General features: G+C 33.4%; 17 protein-coding genes. 15 read left to right on the top strand and 2 right to left on the bottom strand.

The features are described 5' to 3' along the window. The first annotated feature begins 17 nt into the window (after nt 1–17). The 12 genes from ilvC (at nt 18) to argH (ending at nt 14,092) form a co-directional block, all read left to right on the top strand. Complete coding sequence (gene ilvC, locus BWR22_RS13650; RefSeq protein ID WP_076734207.1) at nt 18–1,520, top strand: ketol-acid reductoisomerase; 1,503 nt, start codon at nt 18–20, stop codon at nt 1,518–1,520. A gap of 41 nt (nt 1,521–1,561) precedes the next feature. Beyond that, entirely contained in the window at nt 1,562–2,827 is a 1,266-nt protein-coding gene (gene ilvA / locus BWR22_RS13645) for a threonine ammonia-lyase IlvA (RefSeq protein WP_076734206.1), read from the top strand. A 79-nt stretch (nt 2,828–2,906) separates the two neighbouring features. Continuing rightward, the gene (locus tag BWR22_RS13640) at nt 2,907–4,499 is read left to right on the top strand and encodes an NADP-dependent glyceraldehyde-3-phosphate dehydrogenase (protein ID WP_076734205.1); all 1,593 of its coding nucleotides are present in this window, start codon (nt 2,907–2,909) and stop codon (nt 4,497–4,499) included. A 434-nt stretch (nt 4,500–4,933) separates the two neighbouring features. Beyond that, on the top strand, nt 4,934–5,557 hold the full coding sequence (locus BWR22_RS13635) for a GNAT family N-acetyltransferase (RefSeq protein ID WP_076734204.1): 624 nt from the start codon (nt 4,934–4,936) through the stop codon (nt 5,555–5,557). Then, entirely contained in the window at nt 5,550–6,731 is a 1,182-nt protein-coding gene (locus tag BWR22_RS13630; RefSeq protein WP_076734203.1) for an argininosuccinate synthase, read from the top strand. The genes BWR22_RS13635 and BWR22_RS13630 overlap by 8 nt, the downstream gene beginning before the upstream one ends. A 2-nt stretch (nt 6,732–6,733) precedes the next feature. Further along, complete coding sequence (argC, locus tag BWR22_RS13625) at nt 6,734–7,711, top strand: N-acetyl-gamma-glutamyl-phosphate reductase (RefSeq protein ID WP_076734202.1); 978 nt, start codon at nt 6,734–6,736, stop codon at nt 7,709–7,711. A gap of 86 nt (nt 7,712–7,797) precedes the next feature. After that, the gene (gene proC / locus BWR22_RS13620) at nt 7,798–8,598 is read left to right on the top strand and encodes a pyrroline-5-carboxylate reductase (RefSeq protein ID WP_076734201.1); all 801 of its coding nucleotides are present in this window, start codon (nt 7,798–7,800) and stop codon (nt 8,596–8,598) included. Between the two features lie 96 nt (nt 8,599–8,694). Then, nucleotides 8,695–9,822 (top strand): aspartate aminotransferase family protein, encoded by a 1,128-nt coding sequence (locus BWR22_RS13615; RefSeq protein ID WP_076734200.1) that lies wholly within the window; start codon nt 8,695–8,697, stop codon nt 9,820–9,822. A gap of 34 nt (nt 9,823–9,856) precedes the next feature. Beyond that, on the top strand, nt 9,857–10,792 hold the full coding sequence (locus BWR22_RS13610; protein ID WP_076734446.1) for an N-acetylornithine carbamoyltransferase: 936 nt from the start codon (nt 9,857–9,859) through the stop codon (nt 10,790–10,792). Nucleotides 10,793–10,896: 104 nt separating this feature from the next. Beyond that, the gene (argB, locus tag BWR22_RS13605) at nt 10,897–11,673 is read left to right on the top strand and encodes an acetylglutamate kinase (protein WP_076734199.1); all 777 of its coding nucleotides are present in this window, start codon (nt 10,897–10,899) and stop codon (nt 11,671–11,673) included. Further along, entirely contained in the window at nt 11,670–12,731 is a 1,062-nt protein-coding gene (locus tag BWR22_RS13600) for a M20 family metallo-hydrolase (RefSeq protein ID WP_076734198.1), read from the top strand. The genes argB and BWR22_RS13600 overlap by 4 nt, the downstream gene beginning before the upstream one ends. An 86-nt stretch (nt 12,732–12,817) precedes the next feature. Beyond that, entirely contained in the window at nt 12,818–14,092 is a 1,275-nt protein-coding gene (argH, locus tag BWR22_RS13595) for an argininosuccinate lyase (RefSeq protein WP_076734445.1), read from the top strand. Between the two features lie 83 nt (nt 14,093–14,175). Here the strand turns inward: argH and BWR22_RS13590 are convergent, their stop codons facing one another. Continuing rightward, nucleotides 14,176–15,642 (bottom strand): glutamate synthase subunit beta, encoded by a 1,467-nt coding sequence (locus BWR22_RS13590; RefSeq protein WP_076734197.1) that lies wholly within the window; start codon nt 15,640–15,642, stop codon nt 14,176–14,178. A 3-nt stretch (nt 15,643–15,645) separates the two neighbouring features. Further along, nucleotides 15,646–20,142, bottom strand: a complete 4,497-nt coding sequence (gene gltB, locus BWR22_RS13585; RefSeq protein WP_076734196.1) for a glutamate synthase large subunit — start codon at nt 20,140–20,142, stop codon at nt 15,646–15,648. Nucleotides 20,143–20,584: 442 nt separating this feature from the next. Between gltB and BWR22_RS13580 the strand changes: the two genes are divergently transcribed. Genes BWR22_RS13580 through BWR22_RS13570 form a run of 3 tightly spaced genes read left to right on the top strand, consistent with a single transcriptional unit; the run spans nt 20,585 to nt 23,160 of the window. Then, a complete protein-coding gene (locus BWR22_RS13580) occupies nt 20,585–21,571 on the top strand; it encodes an outer membrane beta-barrel protein (protein ID WP_076734195.1) in 987 nt (328 codons plus the stop codon). Between the two features lie 12 nt (nt 21,572–21,583). Beyond that, nucleotides 21,584–21,922, top strand: a complete 339-nt coding sequence (locus BWR22_RS13575; RefSeq protein ID WP_076734194.1) for a P-II family nitrogen regulator — start codon at nt 21,584–21,586, stop codon at nt 21,920–21,922. Nucleotides 21,923–21,927: 5 nt separating this feature from the next. Next, nucleotides 21,928–23,160, top strand: a complete 1,233-nt coding sequence (locus BWR22_RS13570; RefSeq protein ID WP_076734193.1) for an ammonium transporter — start codon at nt 21,928–21,930, stop codon at nt 23,158–23,160. The last annotated feature ends 88 nt before the right edge of the window (nt 23,161–23,248 follow it).

Raw genomic sequence — 23,248 nt, 5'->3', positions numbered from 1 at the left:
ATTAAAATAAAAAGACAATGTCAAATTATTTCAACACATTATCATTAAGAAACCAATTAGATCAATTAGGTAAATGTAGATTCATGGATGCTTCAGAGTTTGAAGATGGTGTTAACGCATTAAAAGGAAAAAAAATTGTAATTATTGGTTGTGGCGCACAAGGTTTAAATCAAGGATTAAATATGCGTGATTCAGGTTTAGATATTTCGTATGCATTAAGGCAACAAGCTATTGATGAGAAGCGTGCTTCTTATAAAAATGCTACCGACAACGAATTTAATGTTGGGACTTATGAGGAGCTAATTCCTACTGCAGATTTAGTATTAAACTTAACACCAGACAAACAACACACAAATGTTGTAGAAGCAGTAATGCCTTTAATGAAAAAAGGCGCTACGCTAAGTTATTCTCACGGATTTAATATTGTAGAAGAAGGCACTAAAGTGAGAGAAGATATAACTGTAATTATGGTTGCTCCAAAATGTCCAGGAACCGAAGTTAGAGAAGAATATAAACGAGGTTTTGGTGTGCCAACACTAATTGCTGTGCACCCAGAGAACGATCCAGAAAATAAAGGTTGGGCTCAAGCAAAAGCTTATGCAGCTGCAACTGGAGGTCATCGTGCTGGTGTTTTAGAATCGTCTTTTGTGGCTGAGGTAAAAAGTGATTTAATGGGTGAGCAAACCATTTTATGTGGTTTGTTACAAACAGGAGCAATTTTATCGTTCGATAAAATGGTCGCAGAAGGTATTGAGCCTGGTTATGCAGCAAAATTAATTCAGTTTGGTTGGGAAACCATTACTGAAGCTTTAAAACATGGTGGAATTACAAACATGATGGACCGTTTATCGAATCCTGCAAAAATTAAAGCATACCAATTGTCTGAAGAATTAAAAGACATCATGCGTCCTTTATTCGAAAAACATATGGACGATATTATTTCGGGTCATTTTTCAAAAACCATGATGGAAGATTGGGCAAATGATGATGTAAATCTTTTAAAATGGAGAGCAGAAACAGGTGAAACGGCTTTTGAAAAAACGACGTTAACAACAGAGCATATTTCTGAACAAGAATATTTTGACCATGGAACGTTATTAGTAGCATTTGTTAAATCTGGTGTTGAATTAGCTTACGAAACTATGGTAAGTGCAGGAATAATTGAAGACTCAGCATACTACGAATCACTTCACGAATTACCATTAATTGCCAATACAATCGCTAGAAAGAAATTATTTGAAATGAATAGAGTCATTTCAGATACTGCAGAATATGGTTGCTATTTATTTGATCATGCTTGCAAACCATTATTAACAGATTTCATGAAAACAGTGGAAACAGATATTATTGGTAAAGCATTTGCAACTACAAATGGAGTTGATAATGTGGAATTAATAGCTGTAAACGATGCGATTAGAAATCACCCAATAGAAACAGTTGGTAAGCGATTAAGAGCAGCAATGACTGCAATGAAAATTATAAAATCTGATGTTAAAACTGAAGATTCAGTATTAGCTTAAATCAATTGTCATCCTGAATTAATTTCAGGATCTCATAAAACATGGAAAACACCACAACAATATACAAGCCTACATTAGCATCTGTTGAAGCTGCTGCAGAAAAATTAAAAGGAGTTGCATCTGTAACTCCTTTAATTTCTAACAGAAATTATTCTAAGCAATTCGATGCTAATATCATGTTTAAACGTGAAGATTTGCAGCAAGTTCGCTCCTATAAAATAAGAGGAGCTTACAACAAAATGTCGTCTTTAAGTCAAACAGAAATCGAGAACGGAATTGTATGTGCAAGTGCAGGAAATCACGCGCAAGGTGTAGCTATTTCATGTAAATTGTTAAAAATAAAAGGCACTATTTTCATGCCTTCTCCAACACCAAATCAAAAGGTAGAACAGGTAAAAATGTTTGGCGAAGAGTATATTGACGTTGTATTAGTTGGTGACACTTTTGATGATGCTTATCATGCCGCAATGCAGCAAAGTGAAGCGTTAAACAAAACATTTATTCATCCTTTTAATGATGAAAAAGTTATTGAAGGTCAAGCAACCGTTGGACTAGAAATTATAGATCAAGCACAACATCCAATCCATTATGTATTTGTTCCTGTTGGAGGTGGAGGATTATCTGCAGGATTATCTTCCGTGTTTAAACTATTATCTCCAAATACAAAAATAATTGGAGTGGAGCCTACAGGAGCGCCTTCAATGTCAACGTCTTTAAGACGAAAACAAAACACCGAATTAAAAAATATCGAAAACTTTGTTGATGGAGCAGCAGTAAAACGTGTTGGTGATTTAAACTTTGCAATTTGTCAGCAAAATTTAAGTGATATGATTACGGTAGACGAAGGTAAAGTTTGTCAAACCATATTAGAATTATACAATAAAGATGCTGTAGTTGTAGAACCAGCTGGAGCATTAAGCATAGCAGCTTTAGAGCAATATAAAGAAGAAATAAAAGGTAAAAATGTTGTGTGTGTTGTTAGCGGAAGCAATAACGACATCACACGTACTCCAGAGATTAAAGAGCGTGCATTGTTACATGCTAATTTAAAACATTATTTTATTGTCAAGTTTCCGCAACGCGCTGGTGCTTTGCGCGAATTTGTGGTAGATATTTTAGGTCCAACAGATGATATTACACACTTTGAATATACTAAAAAAGTAAACCGCGAAAATGATGTTGCTGTGGTCGGTTTAGAATTAAAATCTCCAAGCGATTTAGAACCTTTAATAACTAAAATGAAGTTGAACAATTTTTTTGGAGATTATCTAAATGATAAACCGGATTTATTTCAATTTTTGGTTTAACAATAACAGTTACTTAACAATAATCTGTTTAAGTAATGTTATTTTTAATAATTGAAAATTTTAGTATAAAATATTAATTATGAAAGTATCTTTTTCTAACATTCCTGAAGCATTTAAAATAACAAAACCTATAAACCAAGATTCTTATTTGGTTGGTGGAGAATTAAAATCTTGGAAAGGAGAAACATCGCAAGTGTTTTCTACTATTTCTTCGACAGAAGATTACAAACCTACTTTATTAGGGAGTATCCCAACTTTAGGAGAAAAGGAAGCTTTAGAGGCTTTAGACGCGGCATGTTCAGCATATAATAAAGGGCAAGGTTTATGGCCTACCATGAAAGTAATAGATCGTATTGCTTGCATGGAAAGATTTGTTGCACAAATGAAAACTAAACGAGATGAAATCGTTAAGCTTTTAATGTGGGAAATTGGTAAAAATCTTCCAGATTCTGAAAAAGAATTTGATAGAACAGTTGAATATATTTACGATACAATTGAGGATTATAAACAAATGGATCGTGATAGTGCTAAATTTGAAAAGCATGCAGGTGTAAATGCGCATATTCGTCGTGGACCTTTAGGTGTTGTTCTTTGTTTAGGTCCTTATAATTATCCTCTAAACGAAACATTTGCGCTTTTAATTCCTGCTTTAATTATGGGAAACACAGCTGTTTTTAAACCAGCTAAACATGGTGTTTTATTAATTTCACCTTTGTTAGAAGCATTTCAAACTAGCTTTCCTAAAGGTGTTGTAAATATTATTTATGGAAGAGGAAGAACAGTAGCTGCACCAATTATGCAATCTGGTAAAGTAGATGTTTTGGCGTTAATAGGAAATAGTAAATCTGCAAATGCTTTACAAAATCAACATCCAAAAAGTAATAGATTGCGTTTGGTATTAGGTTTAGAAGCTAAAAATCCAGCAATAGTTTTAAAAGATGCCGATTTAGATTTAGCAATAGAAGAATGTATTGCAGGTACAACGTCCTTTAATGGGCAACGTTGTACAGCATTAAAAATTTTATATGTACACGAGGATATTATAAAAGAATTCAATAAGCGTTTTACAGCAAAAGTAGATGCGCTTAAATTTGGTAATCCTTGGGAAGATGGTGTAAAATTAACACCGCTGCCAGAACCAGATAAGCCAGCATATATTCAAGGATTAATTGACGATGCTACGGCAAAAGGAGCAAAAATTATTAATAGTAAAGGAGGAGAAACTACTAATAATTATATTTTTCCTGCCGTATTGTATCCAGTTTCAAAAGAGATGCGTGTATTTCAAGAAGAGCAATTCGGGCCAGTGATTCCCGTAGTTCCTTTTAATGATATTGAAGAGCCTTTAGACGATATGGCTGCTTCTAATTACGGACAACAAGTAAGTTTGTTTGGTCAAGATATAAAAACATTGGCGCCATTAATAGATACCTTAGTAAACTTAGTTTGTAGAGTGAATTTAAATAGCTCATGTCAACGTGGACCAGACGTATATCCTTTTACAGGACGTAAAGATTCTGCAGTTGCAACCTTAAGTGTACATGATGCGTTGCGTTCTTTTTCAATTAGAACGTTTGTTGCTTCAAAAGATAACGATTATAATAATGCTATTTTAAAGGAATTGTTAGATTCTAAGGCTTCAAATTTTGTGAGTACAGATTATATTTTATAGTTTTTTTAAAAACTAAAAAGCCTAATAATGAGATTTATATAATTATTAAGCTTTAAAATCAATATTCCATAAAAATTTATTCGATTTCATAGTTTTATTAGTTTATATCAAATTAATTTATAATTTTACAACATGTTAAAATCACAAAACAAAAACGAAAGACCCACAAGTTTGCCAGCGCGCAGACGACGTCGCTAATGCTAATACTTCAAAAGCACTTTAGTTAACCGTTTTTTTATTTTTTAACATTGAATCACACATCACAAATATTTACTTTTTTAAATACAGTTATTATAAATAATAACAGAATTGTTGTGCGTCCAATTTTACGTCGACGCCCTTAAGGGTGTGCTTCTATTTTAGAACTTAGGTGAGTCCGGTTCTGCTTAAAAAAAAACAAAATCAATATTTTCTAATTATATAAATCAATTACAATGGAAATTGTTATTGCTAATAAATCACATAGTATTTACGCAGATATTATTTGCCAAACCATTGCAGATGCTGCTCAAGTTAGAGGCACAGGTATTGCAAAACGTAAACCAGAATACATTATTACCAAAATGGAAAATGGTAATGCTGTTATCGCTTTAGAAGGCGATAAGTTTGCAGGATTTTGCTATATCGAACAATGGAGTCATGGTAAATTTGTGGCTAATTCTGGTTTAATTGTGCATCCAGATTTTAGAAACTTAGGACTTGCTAAAAAGATTAAGAAGGTCATCTTCGACCATTCTAGAACCAAGTATCCAAATGCTAAAGTATTTAGTATTACTACAGGATTGGCTGTTATGAAAATGAATAGCGAATTAGGTTATAAACCAGTAACATTTTCCGAATTAACTAAAGATCAAACGTTCTGGAACGGTTGTCAAACTTGTAAAAATTACGATGTTTTACAACGTACAGAGCAAGTAATGTGTCTTTGTACAGGTATGTTATACGACCCTGATAAAGAAGTGAAACCAGTTGAAAAACATAAATACGATAAAAAAGTTTGGACCAGATTAAAAAGCATTAAGCAAACAAGATTTCTAAAAAAAGATAAAAATGAATAATAAAAAATTAGTTATAGCATATAGTGGTGGATTAGATACATCATATTGCGCAGTAAGTTTATCTAAAACGTACGATGTACACGCAGTTAGTGTAAATACAGGAGGTTTTACCAAAGAAGAGATTAATCAGATAGAAAGTAATGCTTATAAAATGGGAGTTTCTACTTATAAAAACATTGATGCAGTTGCTACTTTTTATAATAAAGTAGTTAAGTATTTAATCTTCGGGAATGTATTAAAAAATAGCACGTATCCTTTATCAGTAAGTGCAGAACGTATTATTCAGGCTATCGAAATTATTGAGTACGCTAAAAGTATTGATGCAGAATATATTGCACATGGAAGTACTGGTGCTGGAAATGATCAAGTGCGTTTTGATATGATTTTTCAAACCTTGGCTCCTAATATTAAAATTATAACACCCATTAGAGATCAAAAATTAACAAGAGAAGAAGAAATAGCATATTTAAAATCGGAAGGCGTAGATATGTCTTGGGAAAAATCTAAATATTCCGTAAACAAAGGACTTTGGGGAACTAGTGTTGGTGGTGTGGAGACTTTAAAATCAGAAAAGCCTTTACCTAGTGAAGCCTATCCGTCACAATTAGAAAAAGAAGGCGAAGAAAAAGTAACATTAACCTTTAAAAATGGCGAGTTTGTTGCTTTAAATGGAAAAGAAAATGCGCCAGAAATAAATATTGAAAACTTAAATACTATAGCTTCTGGCTATGCAATTGGTAGAGATATTCATGTTGGAGATACTATTGTAGGTGCCAAAGGACGTGTAGGTTTTGAAGCTGCTGCTGCTTTAATTACTATAAAAGCGCACCATTTATTAGAGAAACATACCCTTACAAAATGGCAGTTACAGCATAAAGAATATTTATCTAGTTTTTACGGCATGCATTTACATGAAGGGCAATACCTAGATCCTGTAATGCGTGATACAGAAGCTTTTTTACAAAGCTCACAAAAAATGGTGTCTGGAGATGTTGTAGTAACTTTAAAACCGTATCATTTTTCTTTAGATGGAATTGTTTCTAATCACGATTTAATGTCTAGTGCATTTAGTACTTATGGTGAAGAAAATAAGGCATGGACAGCAGAGGACGCGAAAGGGTTTATTAAGATTATTGGAAATCAGAACAAAATCTATCAACAAGTAAATTCTTAATTATGTTAGAAATAGGAATCATTGGAGGTGCAGGATATACTGCAGGAGAGTTAATTAGACTGTTGTTAAATCATCCTAAAGCCAAGCTTAATTTTGTATACAGCACATCTAACGCTGGAAATAAAATTTATAAAGTACACCAAGATGTAATAGGAAGTACTGAAATGACATTTTCTGGCAAAATAAATGCTAATGTAGATGTGGTGTTTTTATGTCTAGGTCACGGAAATTCTAAAGCATTTTTAGAGAAAAATACTTTTTCAGATGCAACTAAAATTATTGATTTAAGTAACGATTTTAGATTACTAGCTAATAAGAATTTTGAAGGAAAAGAATTTGTTTACGGTTTACCAGAACTAAATATAGAAGCCATAAAAAAAGCAAAATACATTGCAAATCCTGGTTGTTTTGCTACAGCATTACAATTAGCTATTTTGCCTTTAGCTGCAAATGGTTTGCTAACTAATGATGTGCATATAAATGCAGTTACTGGAGCAACAGGAGCAGGAACTTCTTTATCTGCAACAACACATTTTACTTGGAGAGATAATAATTTTTCGCATTACAAAGCATTTAACCATCAGCATTTAGGTGAAATTAACCAATCGGTAAAATTATTGCAATCTAATTTTAATGCTGAAATCAATTTTATGCCCAATAGAGGCGATTTTTCTAGAGGAATTTTTGCTACAACATACACAAAGTTTGAAGGTTCTTTAGAAGCTGCAAAAGCGCTTTACAAAACCTATTATAAAGACGCAGCATTTACTATGGTTTCAGACGAAAGTATTTTTTTAAAGCAAGTAGTAAATACCAACAAATGTATTATTAGTCTAGAAAAACATGGCGATAAATTACTAATAACGAGTACCATTGATAATTTATTAAAAGGTGCTTCTGGCGCAGCAGTACAAAACATGAATTTAATGTATGGTTTTGAAGAAACCGAAGGATTACAATTGAAAGCAAATTATTTTTAACACACTGTCATTGCGAGGAACGAAGCAATCTGTTTAATAAGATTACTTCAGTCATTCTTCCTTCGTAATGACAAAAAAGATAGAACATGAAAATAGCAATAATAGGAACAGGAAACTTAGGAAAATCCATCGCAAAAGGATTGATAACCAACAACGCCATTACTAGTCTGTATTTAACCAAAAGAAATTTAGATGGAATTCAGGAATTTGATGGTTATAAAAATGTGTTTTTAACTACAGATAATACCGAAGCTGTAAAGCAATCGGATATTATAATTTTTGCTGTACAACCAGCACATTTTGAGCAAATATTGAATGATATTATGCCAGAATTAACAGAAAAACACGTGTTAATTTCAACCATAACTGGTTTTCTAATTCCTAAGATTGAAGACATAGTTGGAGCAGATAAATTTATCATTCGCGCCATGCCAAATACAGCGATTGCAGTTGGTAAATCAATGACTTGTTTGTGTAGTAATGAGCAAGGTGCAAAACGTATTAAAATTGCTGAGGCTATTTTTAACCGTTTAGGACATTCGTTGAGTATTCCAGAAAGTCAAATGCAAGCAGCAACTGTGGTTTGTGCAAGTGGTGTTGCCTTTTGGATGCGTTTAATTAGAGCGACCACGCAAGCAGCAATTCAGTTAGGTTTTGATGCCAAAGAAGCACAAGAATTAGCCATGTACACGAGTGAAGGAGCTGCGAGTTTATTGATTACTAATGGAAATCATCCAGAAGAAGAAATCGACAGAGTGACTACGCCAAAAGGTTGTACGATTGAAGGTTTAAATGAAATGGAACACAAAGGGTTAAGCTCTTCTTTGATACAAGGTATGATTGCTTCGTTTAATAAAATTAGCAACATTAAAAAAGAGCAGATATAAAGTAAAATGTCATTCAGAAGGAAGCATGACTGAAGAATCTGTTTAAATGAAGAGATTCTTCGCTTCGCTCTGAAAGACAAAAAAAAAGTAACAAATATGAGTTTATTTAACGTCTATCCATTATTCGATATCACTCCTGTAAAAGCAGAAGATGTTTTTGTTTACGATGAAAACAACACCAAATATTTAGATTTATATGGTGGTCATGCTGTGATTTCTATTGGGCATTCGCATCCAAAATATGTGAAAAACATTAGTGAGCAAGTTGCCAAATTAGGGTTTTATAGTAACTCGATTCAGAATCCGTTGCAAGCACAATTAGCAGACCAATTAGAACGATTATCTGGTTGTAAAGATTATGAATTGTTTTTATGTAATTCTGGTGCAGAAGCCAATGAGAATGCTTTAAAATTAGCATCTTTTCATAACGGAAAGAAAAAGCTGGTTGCTTTTAAAAATGGCTTTCATGGTCGCACATCAGCAGCTGTTGCAGCAACAGATAATGCGAAGATAATTGCGCCAATAAATGCTCAACAAGAGGTAGAGATTTTAGCTTTAGGAGATTTAGAGTCGTTAGAAAAAGCCTTAGCAAAAAACGATGTTTGCGCAGTAATTATTGAGTGTATTCAAGGTGTTGGTGGATTGGACGAAAGTACTGCTGTATTCTACGAAGGTGTAGATGCATTATGTAAAAAATACAATACGTGTTTTATAGCAGATGAGGTTCAATCTGGTTTTGGAAGAACTGGTGATTTCTTCGCATTTCAAAAATATAATGTGACTCCAGATATTATTTCTATTGCTAAAGGAATGGGAAATGGTTTTCCAATTGGTGGTATTTTAATTCACCCAAATATTAAAGCCTCTTTTGGTTTGTTGGGAACCACTTTTGGTGGAAATCACTTGGCATGTGTTGCTTCACTAGCAGTTTTAGAAGTCATTGAAGAAGAGAATTTGATGCAAAATGCAAAAGACATCTCAGCTTATTTTATTGAGAAAGCAAAAGAAATTTCAGCAATTAAAAACATTAAAGGACGTGGTTTAATGCTCGGATTAGAATTTGATTTTCCAATTACAGAGCTACGTAAAAAGCTAATTTTTGAGCATAAGATATTTACGGGAAGCGCAAAGAATCCTAATTTATTACGAATTCTTCCGCCTTTAACCATCAAAAAAGAACATGTCGATTTATTTTTTAAGGCTTTGAAAAAGGAATTAGATTAATTAAAAGAGATTCCCACTTCTGTGGGAAATGAATATGAAAAAATACACAAACATAAAAGACATTTCTAATCTTCAGGAAACGATAAAGGAAGCCATTTTATTAAAAATGAATCCTTTTGAATTTTCAGATTTAGGAAAGCACAAAACCCTAGTCATGTTGTTTTTTAATGCTAGTTTGCGTACACGATTAAGTACTGAAAAAGCAGCAAAAAACCTAGGTATGAATGTTATGATTTTAAACGTAAATGATGCGTGGAATTTAGAGTTTGAAGACGGAACCATCATGAATGCAAACACGTCTGAACATATTAAAGAAGCAGCACAAGTAATTTCGCAATATGCCGATGTAATTGCTGTAAGAGCATTCCCAAGTTTAACTGATAAGCAAAAAGACGAAAGTGAATTTGTAATGAACAGCTTTGTGAAACACGCAACAGTTCCAATAATAAATATGGAAAGCGCAACAGCGCATCCTTTACAAGCATTGGCAGATGCAATTACCATTACCGAATTAACAGAAAAGCCAAAGCCTAAAGTCGTATTGTCTTGGGCACCTCATCCCAAAGCGTTGCCACAAGCAGTTGCAAATTCGTTTGTAGAAATGATGCAAAATATGGATGTAGATTTAACCATTACACATCCTGAAGGTTATGAGTTAAGCGAAGCAATCACCAAAAACACAACAATAAATCACAATCAAGAAGACGCTTTAAAAGATGCCGATTTTGTCTATGTGAAAAACTGGAGTAATTATAAAGACTACGGAAAAGTTTTAAATCAGGATGAAAATTGGATGATGACCAAATCTAAATTAGGAAAGGCAAAATTTATGCATTGTTTACCAGTTAGAAGAAACGTTGTTGTAGAAGATGCGGTTTTAGATAGCGAACAATCTGTTGTAATGCAGCAAGCAAATAATAGAACATTTTCAGCGCAGATTGTGTTGAAGCAGATTTTGGAGGATTTATAACTCTGTCTGGTCGAGCGCAGTCGAGACCTATTAAAATTAAAGACCTCTCGACTGCGCTCGAGGTGACGGTAAAACTAAAAGATACTCGCTTTCGCGAGCGCAAGATGAAAACACTAAAAATCATAAAAATTGGAGGAAACATCATCGATGATGATAACGCTTTACAGCAATTTCTAAAAGCATTCGCGACTATAGATGCACCTAAAATCCTAGTGCATGGTGGCGGAAAATTAGCAACCAAAATGGCTGAGCAAATGCAGGTGGAAGTTAAAATGATTGATGGAAGACGAGTTACAGATTTAGAGACTTTAGATATTATTACTATGGTCTATGCAGGTAAAATAAACAAAAATATAGTCGCGCAATTACAAGCAAATCATTGTAATGCTATTGGTTTTTCTGGAGCAGATGGTAATACAATAGTATCTAATAAACGACCTGTAAATGCTATAGATTATGGTTTTGTTGGTGATGTTAAACAGGTCAATACCGAAACGTTAGAGATTCTTTTAAATAATAATATTACTCCTGTTTTTTGTGCCATTTCTCATGATAAAAACGGACAATTATTAAATACAAATGCAGATACGATTGCTTCAGAATTAGCAATAGGTTTTGCAACAAAATGGAATACAGAATTATATTATTGTTTTGAAAAAAATGGGGTTTTAGAACATGTAGATGATGACAATTCTGTTATTGAAAACATTAACACAGCAACCTATAAAACATTAGTAGATAATAAAGTAATTTTTGAAGGCATGCTTCCTAAATTAAATAACTGTTTTCATGCCATAAATCATAACGTACAAAAAGTTTGTATAGGTAAAGCACAAATGCTTTTTCAAAAAGACAATAAACACACAACCATTACAAAATGATAGAAAAACTAACTACTAGGGCAATTGCATTGTTAAAGCAATTAATAGAAACGCAGTCGTTTTCTTCAGAAGAAGGGCCTACTGCAGCGCATATTGAGCAATGGTTTAAGCAACAAGATATTCCGTTTCATCGTACACAACATAATGTTTGGTCTACTAACAAGCATTTTGATGAAAGTAAACCAACCTTATTATTAAATTCACATCACGACACGGTAAAACCAAATAATGGTTATACCAAAGATCCTTTTAAAGCCATTGTAGAAGATGGTAAATTATATGGTTTAGGTAGTAATGATGCAGGAGGTTGTTTGGTGAGTTTATTAGCAACCTACGCGTATTTTTACAATAGAGAAGATTTAAATTTTAATTTGGTTATTGTCGCTTCCGCGGAAGAAGAGAGTAGTGGTCCAAACGGATTGAATAGTATGTTACCTGTTATTCCAAAAGTAGACGTCGCTATTGTTGGAGAGCCAACTTTAATGAATTTGGCTGTTGCCGAAAAAGGCTTAGTCGTGTTTGATGCAATTGTAAAAGGAATGCCAAGTCATGCTGCGCATCCAAACCTTGATAATGCTATTTATAATACCATTCCAGTTTTAGAATGGTTTAAAAATTACACGTTTAGTAAAACATCGGAAGCTTTAGGTGAAGTAAAATTAACCGTTACACAAATCAACGCAGGAAAGCAGCATAATGCGGTTCCTGCAGATGTAAAGTTAGTGGTTGATGTTAGAGTAAACGATAAATATTCCAATCAAGATATTGTGGATATTTTACAAAAGGAAGCACCTTGTGATAGTATTATTCCAAGAAGTATAAAATTAAATTCGTCTTCTATTCCAATCGATCATCCTTTGGTAATTGCAGGAATAGAAATTGGTAGAAGCACTTATGGTTCGCCAACTTTATCAGATCAAGCAGTATTAAGTTGTCCTTCGTTAAAACTAGGACCAGGAGATAGTACACGATCGCATTCCGCTGACGAGTTTATTTACGTGAATGAGATTGAAGAAGGGATTAAAATATATATTGAATTATTAGAAAAAGTATTGTAGCAAACGTCATAACGAGGAAGAATGACGAAGTTATCTCATCATGAGATTGCTTCATTTCATTCGCAATGACAATAAAAAATCAAATTATGAAACTCTGGGATAAAGGAATTAGTATCGATAAAAAAATAGAACAATTTACCGTTGGAAACGACAGAGAAATTGATTTGCATATTGCAAAATACGATGTGCAAGCATCTGTAGCTCATGCAATAATGTTGGAGTCTATTGGAATTATTTCTTCGGAAGAATTAGAACAATTAAAAAGCGGATTACAAGCTATTGCTGAAACCATTGAAAACGGAACGTTTGTTATTGAGGATTCCTTTGAAGATGTACATTCTAAAATTGAATACGAACTAACAAAAACTTTAGGCGATGTTGGAAAAAAAATTCACACAGCACGTTCAAGAAACGATCAAGTATTAGTTGCTCTTCAGTTATATTATAAAGAAAATTTAAAAGAAATTAACGAAAAAACAAATACGCTTTTTGAAACGCTTTTAGGCTTAGCCGAAACACATAAAGATGCTTTGCTTCCTGGTTATACACATTTACAAGTGGCTATGCCTTCATCGTTTGGATTATGGTTTTCTGCTTATGCAGAGGTTTTAATTGATGATGTATACTTGCTAAATGCTGCATTAAAAACTGTAGATCAAAACCCTTTAGGTTCTGCAGCTGGTTACGGAAGTTCTTTTCCTATTGATAGAGATTTAACTACTAAAGAATTAAAGTTTTCTACTTTAAAATATAACGTCGTTGCTGCACAAATGAGTAGAGGGAAAAGTGAACGCACCATTGCTTTAGCTTTAGGAAGTGTGTGTAATACCTTAGCGCGTTTTGCCATGGATATTTGTGTGTATAATAGTCAGAATTTTGGCTTTATTGCCTTTCCAGATGCATTAACTACAGGAAGTAGCATTATGCCACATAAAAAGAATCCGGATGTGTTTGAATTGATTAGAGGGAAAGCAAATAAAATTCAAGCCTTACATCATGAAATGGTGTTAATTACCAATAATTTACCAAGTGGTTATCATAGAGATTATCAGTTGTTAAAAGAAAATATAATTGCAGCCATTGAAGATGTAAAGGATTTATTAGATATTTTTAATTATGCTATTCAGCAAGTTATTGTAAAAGAAATAGATTTGAATGATACAAAATACCAATACTTATTTACAGTAGATAATATTAATACTTTAGTAGTAGAAGGTATGCCTTTTAGAGAAGCATATCAGAAAATTGGAGGTGAAGTAGAAAACGGAACTTACAAACCTGACACTTCAAAGAAGCATTCGCATGTTGGTAGTATTGGTAATTTGTGTTTGGAAGAAATACGAGCTAAGTTTCCAAAATAAACATTTAGTTTAGAAATATAAAAAAAGCACCTTTCTCAAGGTGCTTTTTTATTTTATAAGATGCCTGCTTGCACAGGAATTTGTTATACTCTAGGTAAATCGCTATCATCTTTTAGTGGCAAGCAAGATTCTCCCATTAAATAAGTGTCAATGTGATAAGCAGCTTGTCTTCCTTCAGAAATTGCCCAAACAATTAAAGATTGTCCTCTTCGCATATCTCCAGCAGCAAAAACACCAGGAATGTTCGTTTTGTAATCTTTGGTAGAGGCTTCAATATTGGTTCTAAAATCCATGTTTAATCCAAATTGTTCTGCTAGCGTTTTTTCAGCTCCTGTAAAACCAAGTGCTAATAATGCTAAGTTACACTCCCAAGTTTTTTCTGTATTTGGTAATTCATTTAATTGAGGTCTTTCACCTGGTTTAAAAATCCATTCAACTTCAACCGTTTTTAGGCCAATTAAATTTCCGTCCTTGTCTCCTAAAAACTCTTTTGTAGAAATACTAAAAAAACGTTCTACACCTTCTTGGTGTGATGAGGTTGTTTTTAGCTTCATTGGCCAATATGGCCAAGGTTGATGAGCAGGACGACCTTCAGTAGGTTTGTTTAAAATTTCAAAATTTGTAACCGAAGTTGCGCCATGACGGTTAGAAGTACCAATACAATCGCTTCCAGTATCTCCACCTCCAATAACAATGACGTCTTTTCCTTTTGCAGAAATAATGTCTTTAAAGTCTACTAAACCATCTACATATTGATTGTTTAGCTTTAAGAAATCCATTGCTTGAGTAACGCCTTTTAGGTCTGCTCCAGGAATTGGAATGTTTCGTCTAACTGTTGCACCACCACATAAAACTACAGCGTCAAAATCGTTTTTAAGTTGATTTGCATCTACATTTACACCAACATGTGCATTGGTTTTAAAGGTGATTCCTTCCTCTTCTAAAATGGCAACACGTCTATCTATTACATTTTTTTCCATTTTAAAATCTGGAATACCGTAGCGTAATAAACCACCAACTTTTGCATCGCGTTCAAAAACAGTAACGGTATGTCCTGCGCGATTTAATTGTTGTGCAGCAGCTAATCCAGCAGGTCCAGAACCAATAACAGCAACCGTTTTGTCGGTTCTAACTTTTGGAGGTTGTGCCGTAATCCAGCCTTCGTTAAAAGCGGTTTCTACTATGTTTTTTTCAATGTTTTCAATAGTTACTGGATCTTCGTTTATACCTAAAACACATGCTTCTTCGCAAGGAGCAGGACATAAACGACCAGTGAACTCTGGAAAGTTATTTGTTTTGTGTAAAATTTCGGCAGCTTCTTTCCATTTTCCTTTGTAGACTTTGTCATTAAAATCTGGAATTAAATTACCTAGTGGACAACCACTATGGCAAAACGGAATTCCGCAATCCATACAACGTGCACCTTGGTCTTTTAACTTATCCTCTTTAAGTGGAACTGTAAATTCTTTATAGTTTTCAATTCGTTTTTTTGGCTCAATATAACTTTCGTTTTGGCGCTTAAACTCTAAAAATCCTGTTGTCTTTCCCATAATCTACGCTAATTCTAATTGTTCTTGTTCTAATCTTAATAAGGCCTGTCTATATTCTTCTGGTAATACTTTTTTAAATTTAGGAAGGTAATTATTCCAATCTTTTAAAATACGTTCGGCTAATGGGCTTTCTGTAGTTTCTAGATGATTTTCAATTAATTGTTTTAATTGTAGTTTGTCGTCTACACTTTCAATAGGATCGATGTTTAAATCAGTTGAATTACAGTTTTGCTTAAACGTTCCGTCTTCGTCTAAAACATAAGCAACACCACCACTCATTCCTGCTCCAAAGTTTCTACCAACAGCACCAAGGATTACAGCAACACCACCTGTCATGTATTCACAACCGTGATCTCCAATACCTTCTACAACCGCTTTTGCACCTGAGTTTCTAACGCAAAAACGTTCTCCAGCTTTTCCGTTAATATAAACTTCACCAGACGTTGCGCCATATAGTGTTACATTTCCTGTAATAATATTGTCTTCTGGAGTGATAGTACATTTTTCTGGCACTTTTATAATTAGTTTAGCTCCAGATAGTCCTTTTCCTAAGTAATCGTTTGTATTTCCATGAACAGTAAATTTTAAACCTTTGGTCGCAAAAGCACCAAAACTTTGTCCTGCAGAACCATGAAAATCTATGTCAATGGTGTCTTCTGGTAAACCATCTGCACCATAAATTTTAGAAATCTCGTTACTAACAATAGCACCAACTGCACGATCTATATTTGTTATAGGAGACTCGAAGTGTGTTTTTTGTCTTCTAAATAAGGCTTGGTGAGCTTGTTTTATAATTTTAAAATCTAAATGCACATTTAAATTGTGATCTTGACAATAGGTATTAAATAATTGTACGTCTTCATTAACTTCTACTTTGTGCAGAATTGGTGTTAAGTCAATTCCTGAAGATTTATAATGATCTATAGCTTTATTTCTATTTAGTTTTTGAGATTGGCCAACCATTTCATTGATGGTTCTAAATCCCAATTTAGCCATAATTTCACGTAATTCTTGTGCTACAAAATACATGTAGTTTACTACGTGTTCTGGTTTACCTTTAAACTTTTTACGTAGTTCTGGATTTTGAGTTGCAATTCCAACAGGACAGGTGTTTAAATGACAAACACGCATCATGATACAGCCAGAAGCGACTAAAGGTGCAGTAGCAAAACCAAATTCTTCTGCTCCTAATAAACAAGCAATAGCGACATCACGACCTGTTTTTAGTTGTCCATCACATTCTAAAACGACACGATTTCTAAGGTCGTTCATTACTAAGGTTTGTTGCGCTTCAGCAATACCAAGTTCCCAAGGTAATCCTGCATGACGTAAGGATGTTAAAGGTGATGCACCTGTACCACCATCAAAACCAGACACTAAAATTACATCTGCTTTAGCTTTGGCTACACCAGCAGCAACAGTACCAACACCAACCTCAGATACTAGTTTTACATTAATTCTAGCTTCTCGATTTGCGCATTTTACATCGTAGATTAATTGCGATAAATCTTCAATGGAATAAATATCGTGATGTGGTGGAGGTGAAATTAATCCTACATAAGGAGTAGAGTTTCTAGTTTTTGCAATTTCAGGATTAACTTTTGGACCAGGTAATTGTCCTCCTTCTCCAGGTTTAGCACCTTGTGCTATTTTTATTTGAATTTCGTTCGCGCTTGTTAGGTAGTTAGATGTAACTCCAAAACGTCCAGAAGCAACCTGTTTAATTGCTGAGTTTTTCCAATCACCTTGAGAGGTTTTGTAAAAACGTTCTTGATCTTCACCACCTTCACCAGAATTAGATTTTCCTCCAATTCTATTCATGGCAACTGCTAAATTTTCATGAGCTTCTTTACTAATAGAACCATAAGACATTGCTCCGGTTTTAAATCGCTTAACAATTTCTGTCCAAGGTTCTACTTCTTCTAAAGGAATTGGGTCAAATTGATCGAATTCAAATAAACCTCTAATAGTCATTAAACTTTTAGATTGGTTATTAACTAGTTCTGAATATTCTTTAAAAGTAGAGGCTTTATTGGTTCTTACCGATTCTTGAAGTTTAGCAACTGTTAGCGGATTAAACATGTGCTTTTCTTGTCCACGTCTCCATCTATAATCTCCTCCAACTTCAATGGTAGGTTCTGTGTTTTTATGAAATGCTTTCTTGTGTCTTTTTACAATTTCTTGTTCTATTTCTCTTAAACCAATTCCTTGAATACGTGTGGTTGTGTTTGGGAAGTATTTTTCGACTGTGGTCGAATTAATTCCAATACATTCAAACAATTGAGAACCTCTGTAAGAATTTAATGTTGAGATGCCAATTTTATTCATGACCTTAAGAATACCTTTTCCTACTGCTTTGTTGTAGTTTTTAATAGCGGTTAGGTATTCTAAATCTGTAACATCTTGATTTTCTATTTGTTTATGAACAATTTCATTAACAATATAAGGGTTTACAGCACTTGCTCCATAACCAAAAAGTAAAGCGAAATGATGTACTTCTCGTGGTTCTGCAGATTCAATAATTAAACTGATTTTTGAGCGTTTTTTTAATTTATGAAGCGCATGATTAACATAAGAGCACGCTAATAAAGCTGGTATTGGCGCATGATTTTCGTCTACAAATCTGTCAGAAAGAATTATAATATTTGCGCCATCATCTATTGCTTTTGAAGCTTTGTTTACTAGGTTTTCAAGTGCTACTTCGAGTTCGTTTAATCCTCTGTTTACTTCATACAACATAGAAATAGATTCTACTTTAAAATCTGGATTAGAGTCGTAATCTCTAATTTTGTCTAAATCGTGTTTTGAAATGACGGGATTTTGGATTTTTAACTTCTTGCAATGATCTGCATTAATTTCGAAAATATTAACATCTCTTCCTAAAGTTAAACTTATATCTGTAATTAGTTCCTCACGAATTCCATCTAAAGGAGGATTTGTAACTTGAGCAAAAATTTGCTTAAAATAGTTGTAAATTAATTGCGGTTTTTCTGATAAGATAGCAATAGGAGTGTCACTTCCCATGGATCCAATTGGCTCTTTTGCTAATTGTGCCATAGGACGAATAATAGTATTGAAATCTTCTTGTGTGTATCCAAAAATAACTTCACGTTTTTTTAGTTCTATTTCATCGTATTTAATAGGTCCTTTTTTAGCTTCAATATCTTTTAAATGAATCATGTTTTCATTTAGCCATTTTCTATAAGGATGTTTTGCAGCAATTTCTTCTTTTATTTCTTCATCGTTAATAATTCTGCCCTCGTTCATGTTTACCAAAAACATTTTTCCAGGTTCTAAACGACCATGATACTCTACGTTTTCAGGTTTTATGTCTACAACTCCAGTTTCTGAAGACATAATAACATTTCCTAATTTGGTTACCGTATAACGCGATGGGCGTAAACCGTTTCTATCTAAAACGGCACCAATAAAATTACCATCTGTAAACGGTATAGAAGCTGGTCCATCCCACGGTTCCATTAGGCAAGAATTGTATTCGTAAAAGGCGCGTTTTGCATCAGACATGTTTGGGTTTTTTTCCCAAGCTTCAGGCACTAACATCATCATGGCTTCTGGTAGTGAGCGACCAGTCATTAATAACAATTCAACAACCATATCTAATGTAGCAGAATCCGATTTTCCTTTTAATACAGTTGGAATAATTTTTTTGATATCGTCTCCAAACAATGGACTTTTCATGATTTCTTCACGAGAAAACATTCTGGATACATTACCTCTTACTGTGTTTATTTCACCATTATGACAAATGTATCTAAATGGTTGTGCTAAATCCCAAGTTGGAAATGTGTTGGTTGAAAAACGTTGGTGTACTAAAGCTAAACGTGTATCTAAAGCTGAATTGAATAAATCTAGATAGTATTCGTTTATATGTTCGGGCATTAGTAAGCCTTTAAAAATGATGATTTTTGTAGATAAACTAGGAAGGTAAAAATATTTAGATTCTGATAATTTAGAATCGTATATAGTGTGTTCTGCAATTTTGCGAGCAGCATATAATTTTATATTAAATTCTCTTTCGGTTTGTTCGTTATTCGCTTTGCCAATAAATATTTGCTTAACAAAAGGCTCGGTAACTTTGGCTACTTTTCCTAACACATCACTGTTAACAGGTACGTCTCTCCATCCTATTAATTTAAGGCCTTGATTTTGTATTTCTTTCTCAAAAATATCAATACAAAATTGACGTTGATTTTCCTTTCTAGGAAGAAATACATTACTTACTGCATAATCTCCAGGTTCAGGTAGCTCAAATTCGCAAAAAATCTTGAAAAATTTATGTGGAATATCTATTAAAATACCCGCTCCATCACCAGTAACTCCATCTGAACTTACAGCGCCGCGATGTTCTAATTTTACTAATATTTCAAGCGCTTTATGGATGATATCGTTAGATCGTTTTCCGGTTAAGCTACATATAAATCCTGCACCACAATTATCGTGTTCAAATTCTGGTAAATAGAGTCCTTGTTTTTTAAGCATAATAAGTAAAATTTAAAGGCATTTTACACCTTGTTATTTACCTAAGATATGCGCTATATTTTTATAAAAAAAAAGTTGGAAACACTTTTTCGATATTAATAGTTATAGTGCTTGAAATTGAAAAATAAGTAATTATTATAAAAAAAATTGAAAAAAACACAATAAGAATAATTTATTAATAAAATGTTAAAAGCTACGAAAACGTTTTAGAAAAACATGTTTTAATAAAAATAATGTATTTAAATAGTTAAAAAAATGACAATTGCTCATTTTGTAATTTGTGAAATTATTAAAAAATGAGTGTATTTTTTTTTAACCCTAAAAATTATAGGGTATAAATATTGAATATGATAAAAGTTTAATTTTTATCCCTATTTTTTATAGGGTTAAAATTAAAATTATATAGATTTGGTTTATTGTTAATATTAAAACAACTAAAATTATGAGATCTATTTTACTACTAATTATGTTATTTGCATCAACATTTATTTTTGCTCAGACTGATGAGGAGATTACTGAAAAAAAATTTTCTTTTGAGGGCAGTGTAGATGCGTATTACAGAACAAATTTAACAGCGTCAGATACTATAGCGCAATCTCCAGCGTCTTTTGCGGATCAAACAGGATTTGCTTTAGGAATGGCAAATGTAATTGCTTCTTATGAGTCTGGTAAGGTTGGAGCTGTGGCGGATTTAGTTTTTGGGCCTAGAGGAGATCAAGCTGTTGGTTCAGATGTTCTTTATGTGAATCAGTTATATGCTTATTGGAATGTGTCAGAGAAAACAACATTAACTCTTGGTCGCTTTAATACATTTCTAGGGTATGAAGTTATATCGCCTACTGGTAATTTTAATTATAGTACTTCTTATCTATTTGCAAGTGGTCCATTTTCTCACGTTGGATTAAAAGCTGATTTTTCTTTGTCTGAGGATTTTTCGTTAATGGTAGCTGCAATGAATGCAACAGATACTAACAATAATGTAACGGGAGATTATGCTTTAGGAGCTCAATTAGGTTATTCGGGACAATACTTGAATTTCTATTATGATTCAGGAGTGGTTTTGGGTTTTGAAGTTGATTATACAGGTGGTTTTGATGCCACTGAGGATTTCTATATCGGAATTAATGCTGCTTATCAAGATAATGATGGCTCAGGATTTTATGGCGCAGCGCTTTATCCACAGTATAGTTTAAGTGATGCTTTTGCTCTTGGATTAAGAGGAGAATATTTTGCTATGCACGGTGATGGAGACGATTTACCTAGTGTTTTCGATGTAACATTAACAGGAAGTTATACAGTGGATGATTTAACAATAAAACCAGAAATACGTTTTGATTCTTGGTCTGATTCAGAACCATTTTTAGATAATGATGGTTTACCAACAGAAAGTTTGGCGTCATTTATCGTAGCAGCAATATATAAATTTTAACTAAAACTAATTATGAAAAAAGTTGAAGCAATAATCAGAAAATCGAAATTTTCTTCAGTAAAAAAAGCTTTACACGAAGTCGGTGTAAATTTTTTCTCCTATTGGGATGTTACAGGATTAGGTAACGAAAAAGAAGGGCATGTTTATAGAGGTGTGTCTTATAGTACAAGCGATATACAAAGACGATACCTGTCTATAGTTGTAAACGATGATTTTGAAGAGGTTACTATTAAAGCCATTTTGGAAGCAGGATCTACAGGTGAAGTTGGAGATGGTAAAATTTTCGTCTCAAAAATAGATGAGGTATATAGAATAAGAACAGGAGAAAAAGGAGGAAACACTTTAAAATAAAAAACATGGAATTACTTACTACAAATAATGTATGGATGATGATCTGTACAGCACTCGTTTTCTTTATGCACTTAGGTTTTGCATTTTTAGAAATAGGATTAACGAGACAAAAAAATACAATTAATATACTTTTTAAAAATATTTTTATAATTACAGTTGGGCTATTATTATACTGTCTAGTTGGGTTTAATTTAATGTATCCTGGAGATTTTAATGGTTTTATTGGCTTCGCAGGATTTGGTTTAGATGCACCATTAAATGCAGAAGGAGCTCTAGATTTAGCATATAACGAAGGTTACACTTATTGGACAGACTTCTTATTTCAAGGTATGTTTGCAGCCACGGCAGCAACAATTGTTTCAGGTGCAGTTGCAGAGCGTATGAAAATTGGGCCGTTTATTGTATTTACACTTATTTATGTTGGGTTAGTTTATCCAATAGCTGGGTCTTGGAAATGGGGAGGTGGCTTTTTAGATGCCTTAGAAACTCCTTTCTATGATTTTGCAGGATCTACTTTAGTGCATTCTGTTGGTGGTTGGGCAGCATTAGTTGCTGTATTCTTGTTAGGTTCTCGTATTGGGAAATTTAGCGATGGAAAGCCACAAGCTATCCCAGGACACAATATACCGTTAGCTACTGCTGGAGTTTTAATACTTTGGTTAGGATGGTTTGGTTTTAATGGTGGTTCTGTTTTATCTGCAGATCCTTCATTAACATCGTTAACATTAGTAACTACTTGTTTGGCAGCTGCAGCTGGAGGTGTAGTTTCTGCATTGGTATCTACTTTAATGTATAAAAATTTAGATTTAACAATGTTTTTAAATGGAATATTGGGAGGTTTAGTTGGTATAACTGCTGGTGCAGATCAAATGAGTCCTACAGATGCTATATTAATTGGCGCAATAGCAGGAGCAATTATTGTTTTTGCTGTATCATTAATAGATAAATTAAAGTTAGACGATCCGGTTGGTGCTATTGCTGTGCATTTAGCTTGTGGTATTTGGGGAACACTAGCGGTTGGTATTTTTGGAGAATTAGCTAGTGGAGCGCAATTTATAAGTCAGCTTATTGGAGTTTTATCTTATGCTGCAATTTGTATTGTGTCTTCTTTTATAATAATATTTGTTTTAAAGAAAACAGTTGGAATACGCGTTTCAGAGAAAGAAGAATTAGAAGGTCTTGATGCTCACGAACATGGTATGGATGCCTATCCAGATTTTAGATTGAATGAGCATTAATGTTTAGTTAGTTTATATTGTAAAGCCTCGAAATTTAAATTTCGAGGCTTTTTTTTACACCTAATTTTATAGCTTTTTTTAATTAAAT

The organism is Lacinutrix venerupis (assembly GCF_001971745.1).
GTDB lineage: Bacteria > Bacteroidota > Bacteroidia > Flavobacteriales > Flavobacteriaceae > Lacinutrix > Lacinutrix venerupis.
The sequence above is the reverse complement of the archived record's forward strand: the minus strand, read 5'-3'. Positions and strand labels throughout refer to the sequence as shown.

Excerpts from the sequence above, each read along its gene's own strand:
- ilvC (WP_076734207.1), top strand. The coding sequence starts at position 18 with ATGTCAAATTATTTCAACACATTATCATTAAGAAACCAATTAGATCAA.
- ilvA (WP_076734206.1), top strand. The coding sequence starts at position 1,562 with ATGGAAAACACCACAACAATATACAAGCCTACATTAGCATCTGTTGAA.
- BWR22_RS13640 (WP_076734205.1), top strand. The coding sequence starts at position 2,907 with ATGAAAGTATCTTTTTCTAACATTCCTGAAGCATTTAAAATAACAAAA.
- BWR22_RS13635 (WP_076734204.1), top strand. The coding sequence starts at position 4,934 with ATGGAAATTGTTATTGCTAATAAATCACATAGTATTTACGCAGATATT.
- BWR22_RS13630 (WP_076734203.1), top strand. The coding sequence starts at position 5,550 with ATGAATAATAAAAAATTAGTTATAGCATATAGTGGTGGATTAGATACA.
- argC (WP_076734202.1), top strand. The coding sequence starts at position 6,734 with ATGTTAGAAATAGGAATCATTGGAGGTGCAGGATATACTGCAGGAGAG.
- proC (WP_076734201.1), top strand. The coding sequence starts at position 7,798 with ATGAAAATAGCAATAATAGGAACAGGAAACTTAGGAAAATCCATCGCA.
- BWR22_RS13615 (WP_076734200.1), top strand. The coding sequence starts at position 8,695 with ATGAGTTTATTTAACGTCTATCCATTATTCGATATCACTCCTGTAAAA.
- BWR22_RS13610 (WP_076734446.1), top strand. The coding sequence starts at position 9,857 with ATGAAAAAATACACAAACATAAAAGACATTTCTAATCTTCAGGAAACG.
- argB (WP_076734199.1), top strand. The coding sequence starts at position 10,897 with ATGAAAACACTAAAAATCATAAAAATTGGAGGAAACATCATCGATGAT.
- BWR22_RS13600 (WP_076734198.1), top strand. The coding sequence starts at position 11,670 with ATGATAGAAAAACTAACTACTAGGGCAATTGCATTGTTAAAGCAATTA.
- argH (WP_076734445.1), top strand. The coding sequence starts at position 12,818 with ATGAAACTCTGGGATAAAGGAATTAGTATCGATAAAAAAATAGAACAA.
- BWR22_RS13590 (WP_076734197.1), bottom strand. The coding sequence starts at position 15,642 with ATGGGAAAGACAACAGGATTTTTAGAGTTTAAGCGCCAAAACGAAAGT.
- gltB (WP_076734196.1), bottom strand. The coding sequence starts at position 20,142 with ATGCTTAAAAAACAAGGACTCTATTTACCAGAATTTGAACACGATAAT.
- BWR22_RS13580 (WP_076734195.1), top strand. The coding sequence starts at position 20,585 with ATGAGATCTATTTTACTACTAATTATGTTATTTGCATCAACATTTATT.
- BWR22_RS13575 (WP_076734194.1), top strand. The coding sequence starts at position 21,584 with ATGAAAAAAGTTGAAGCAATAATCAGAAAATCGAAATTTTCTTCAGTA.
- BWR22_RS13570 (WP_076734193.1), top strand. The coding sequence starts at position 21,928 with ATGGAATTACTTACTACAAATAATGTATGGATGATGATCTGTACAGCA.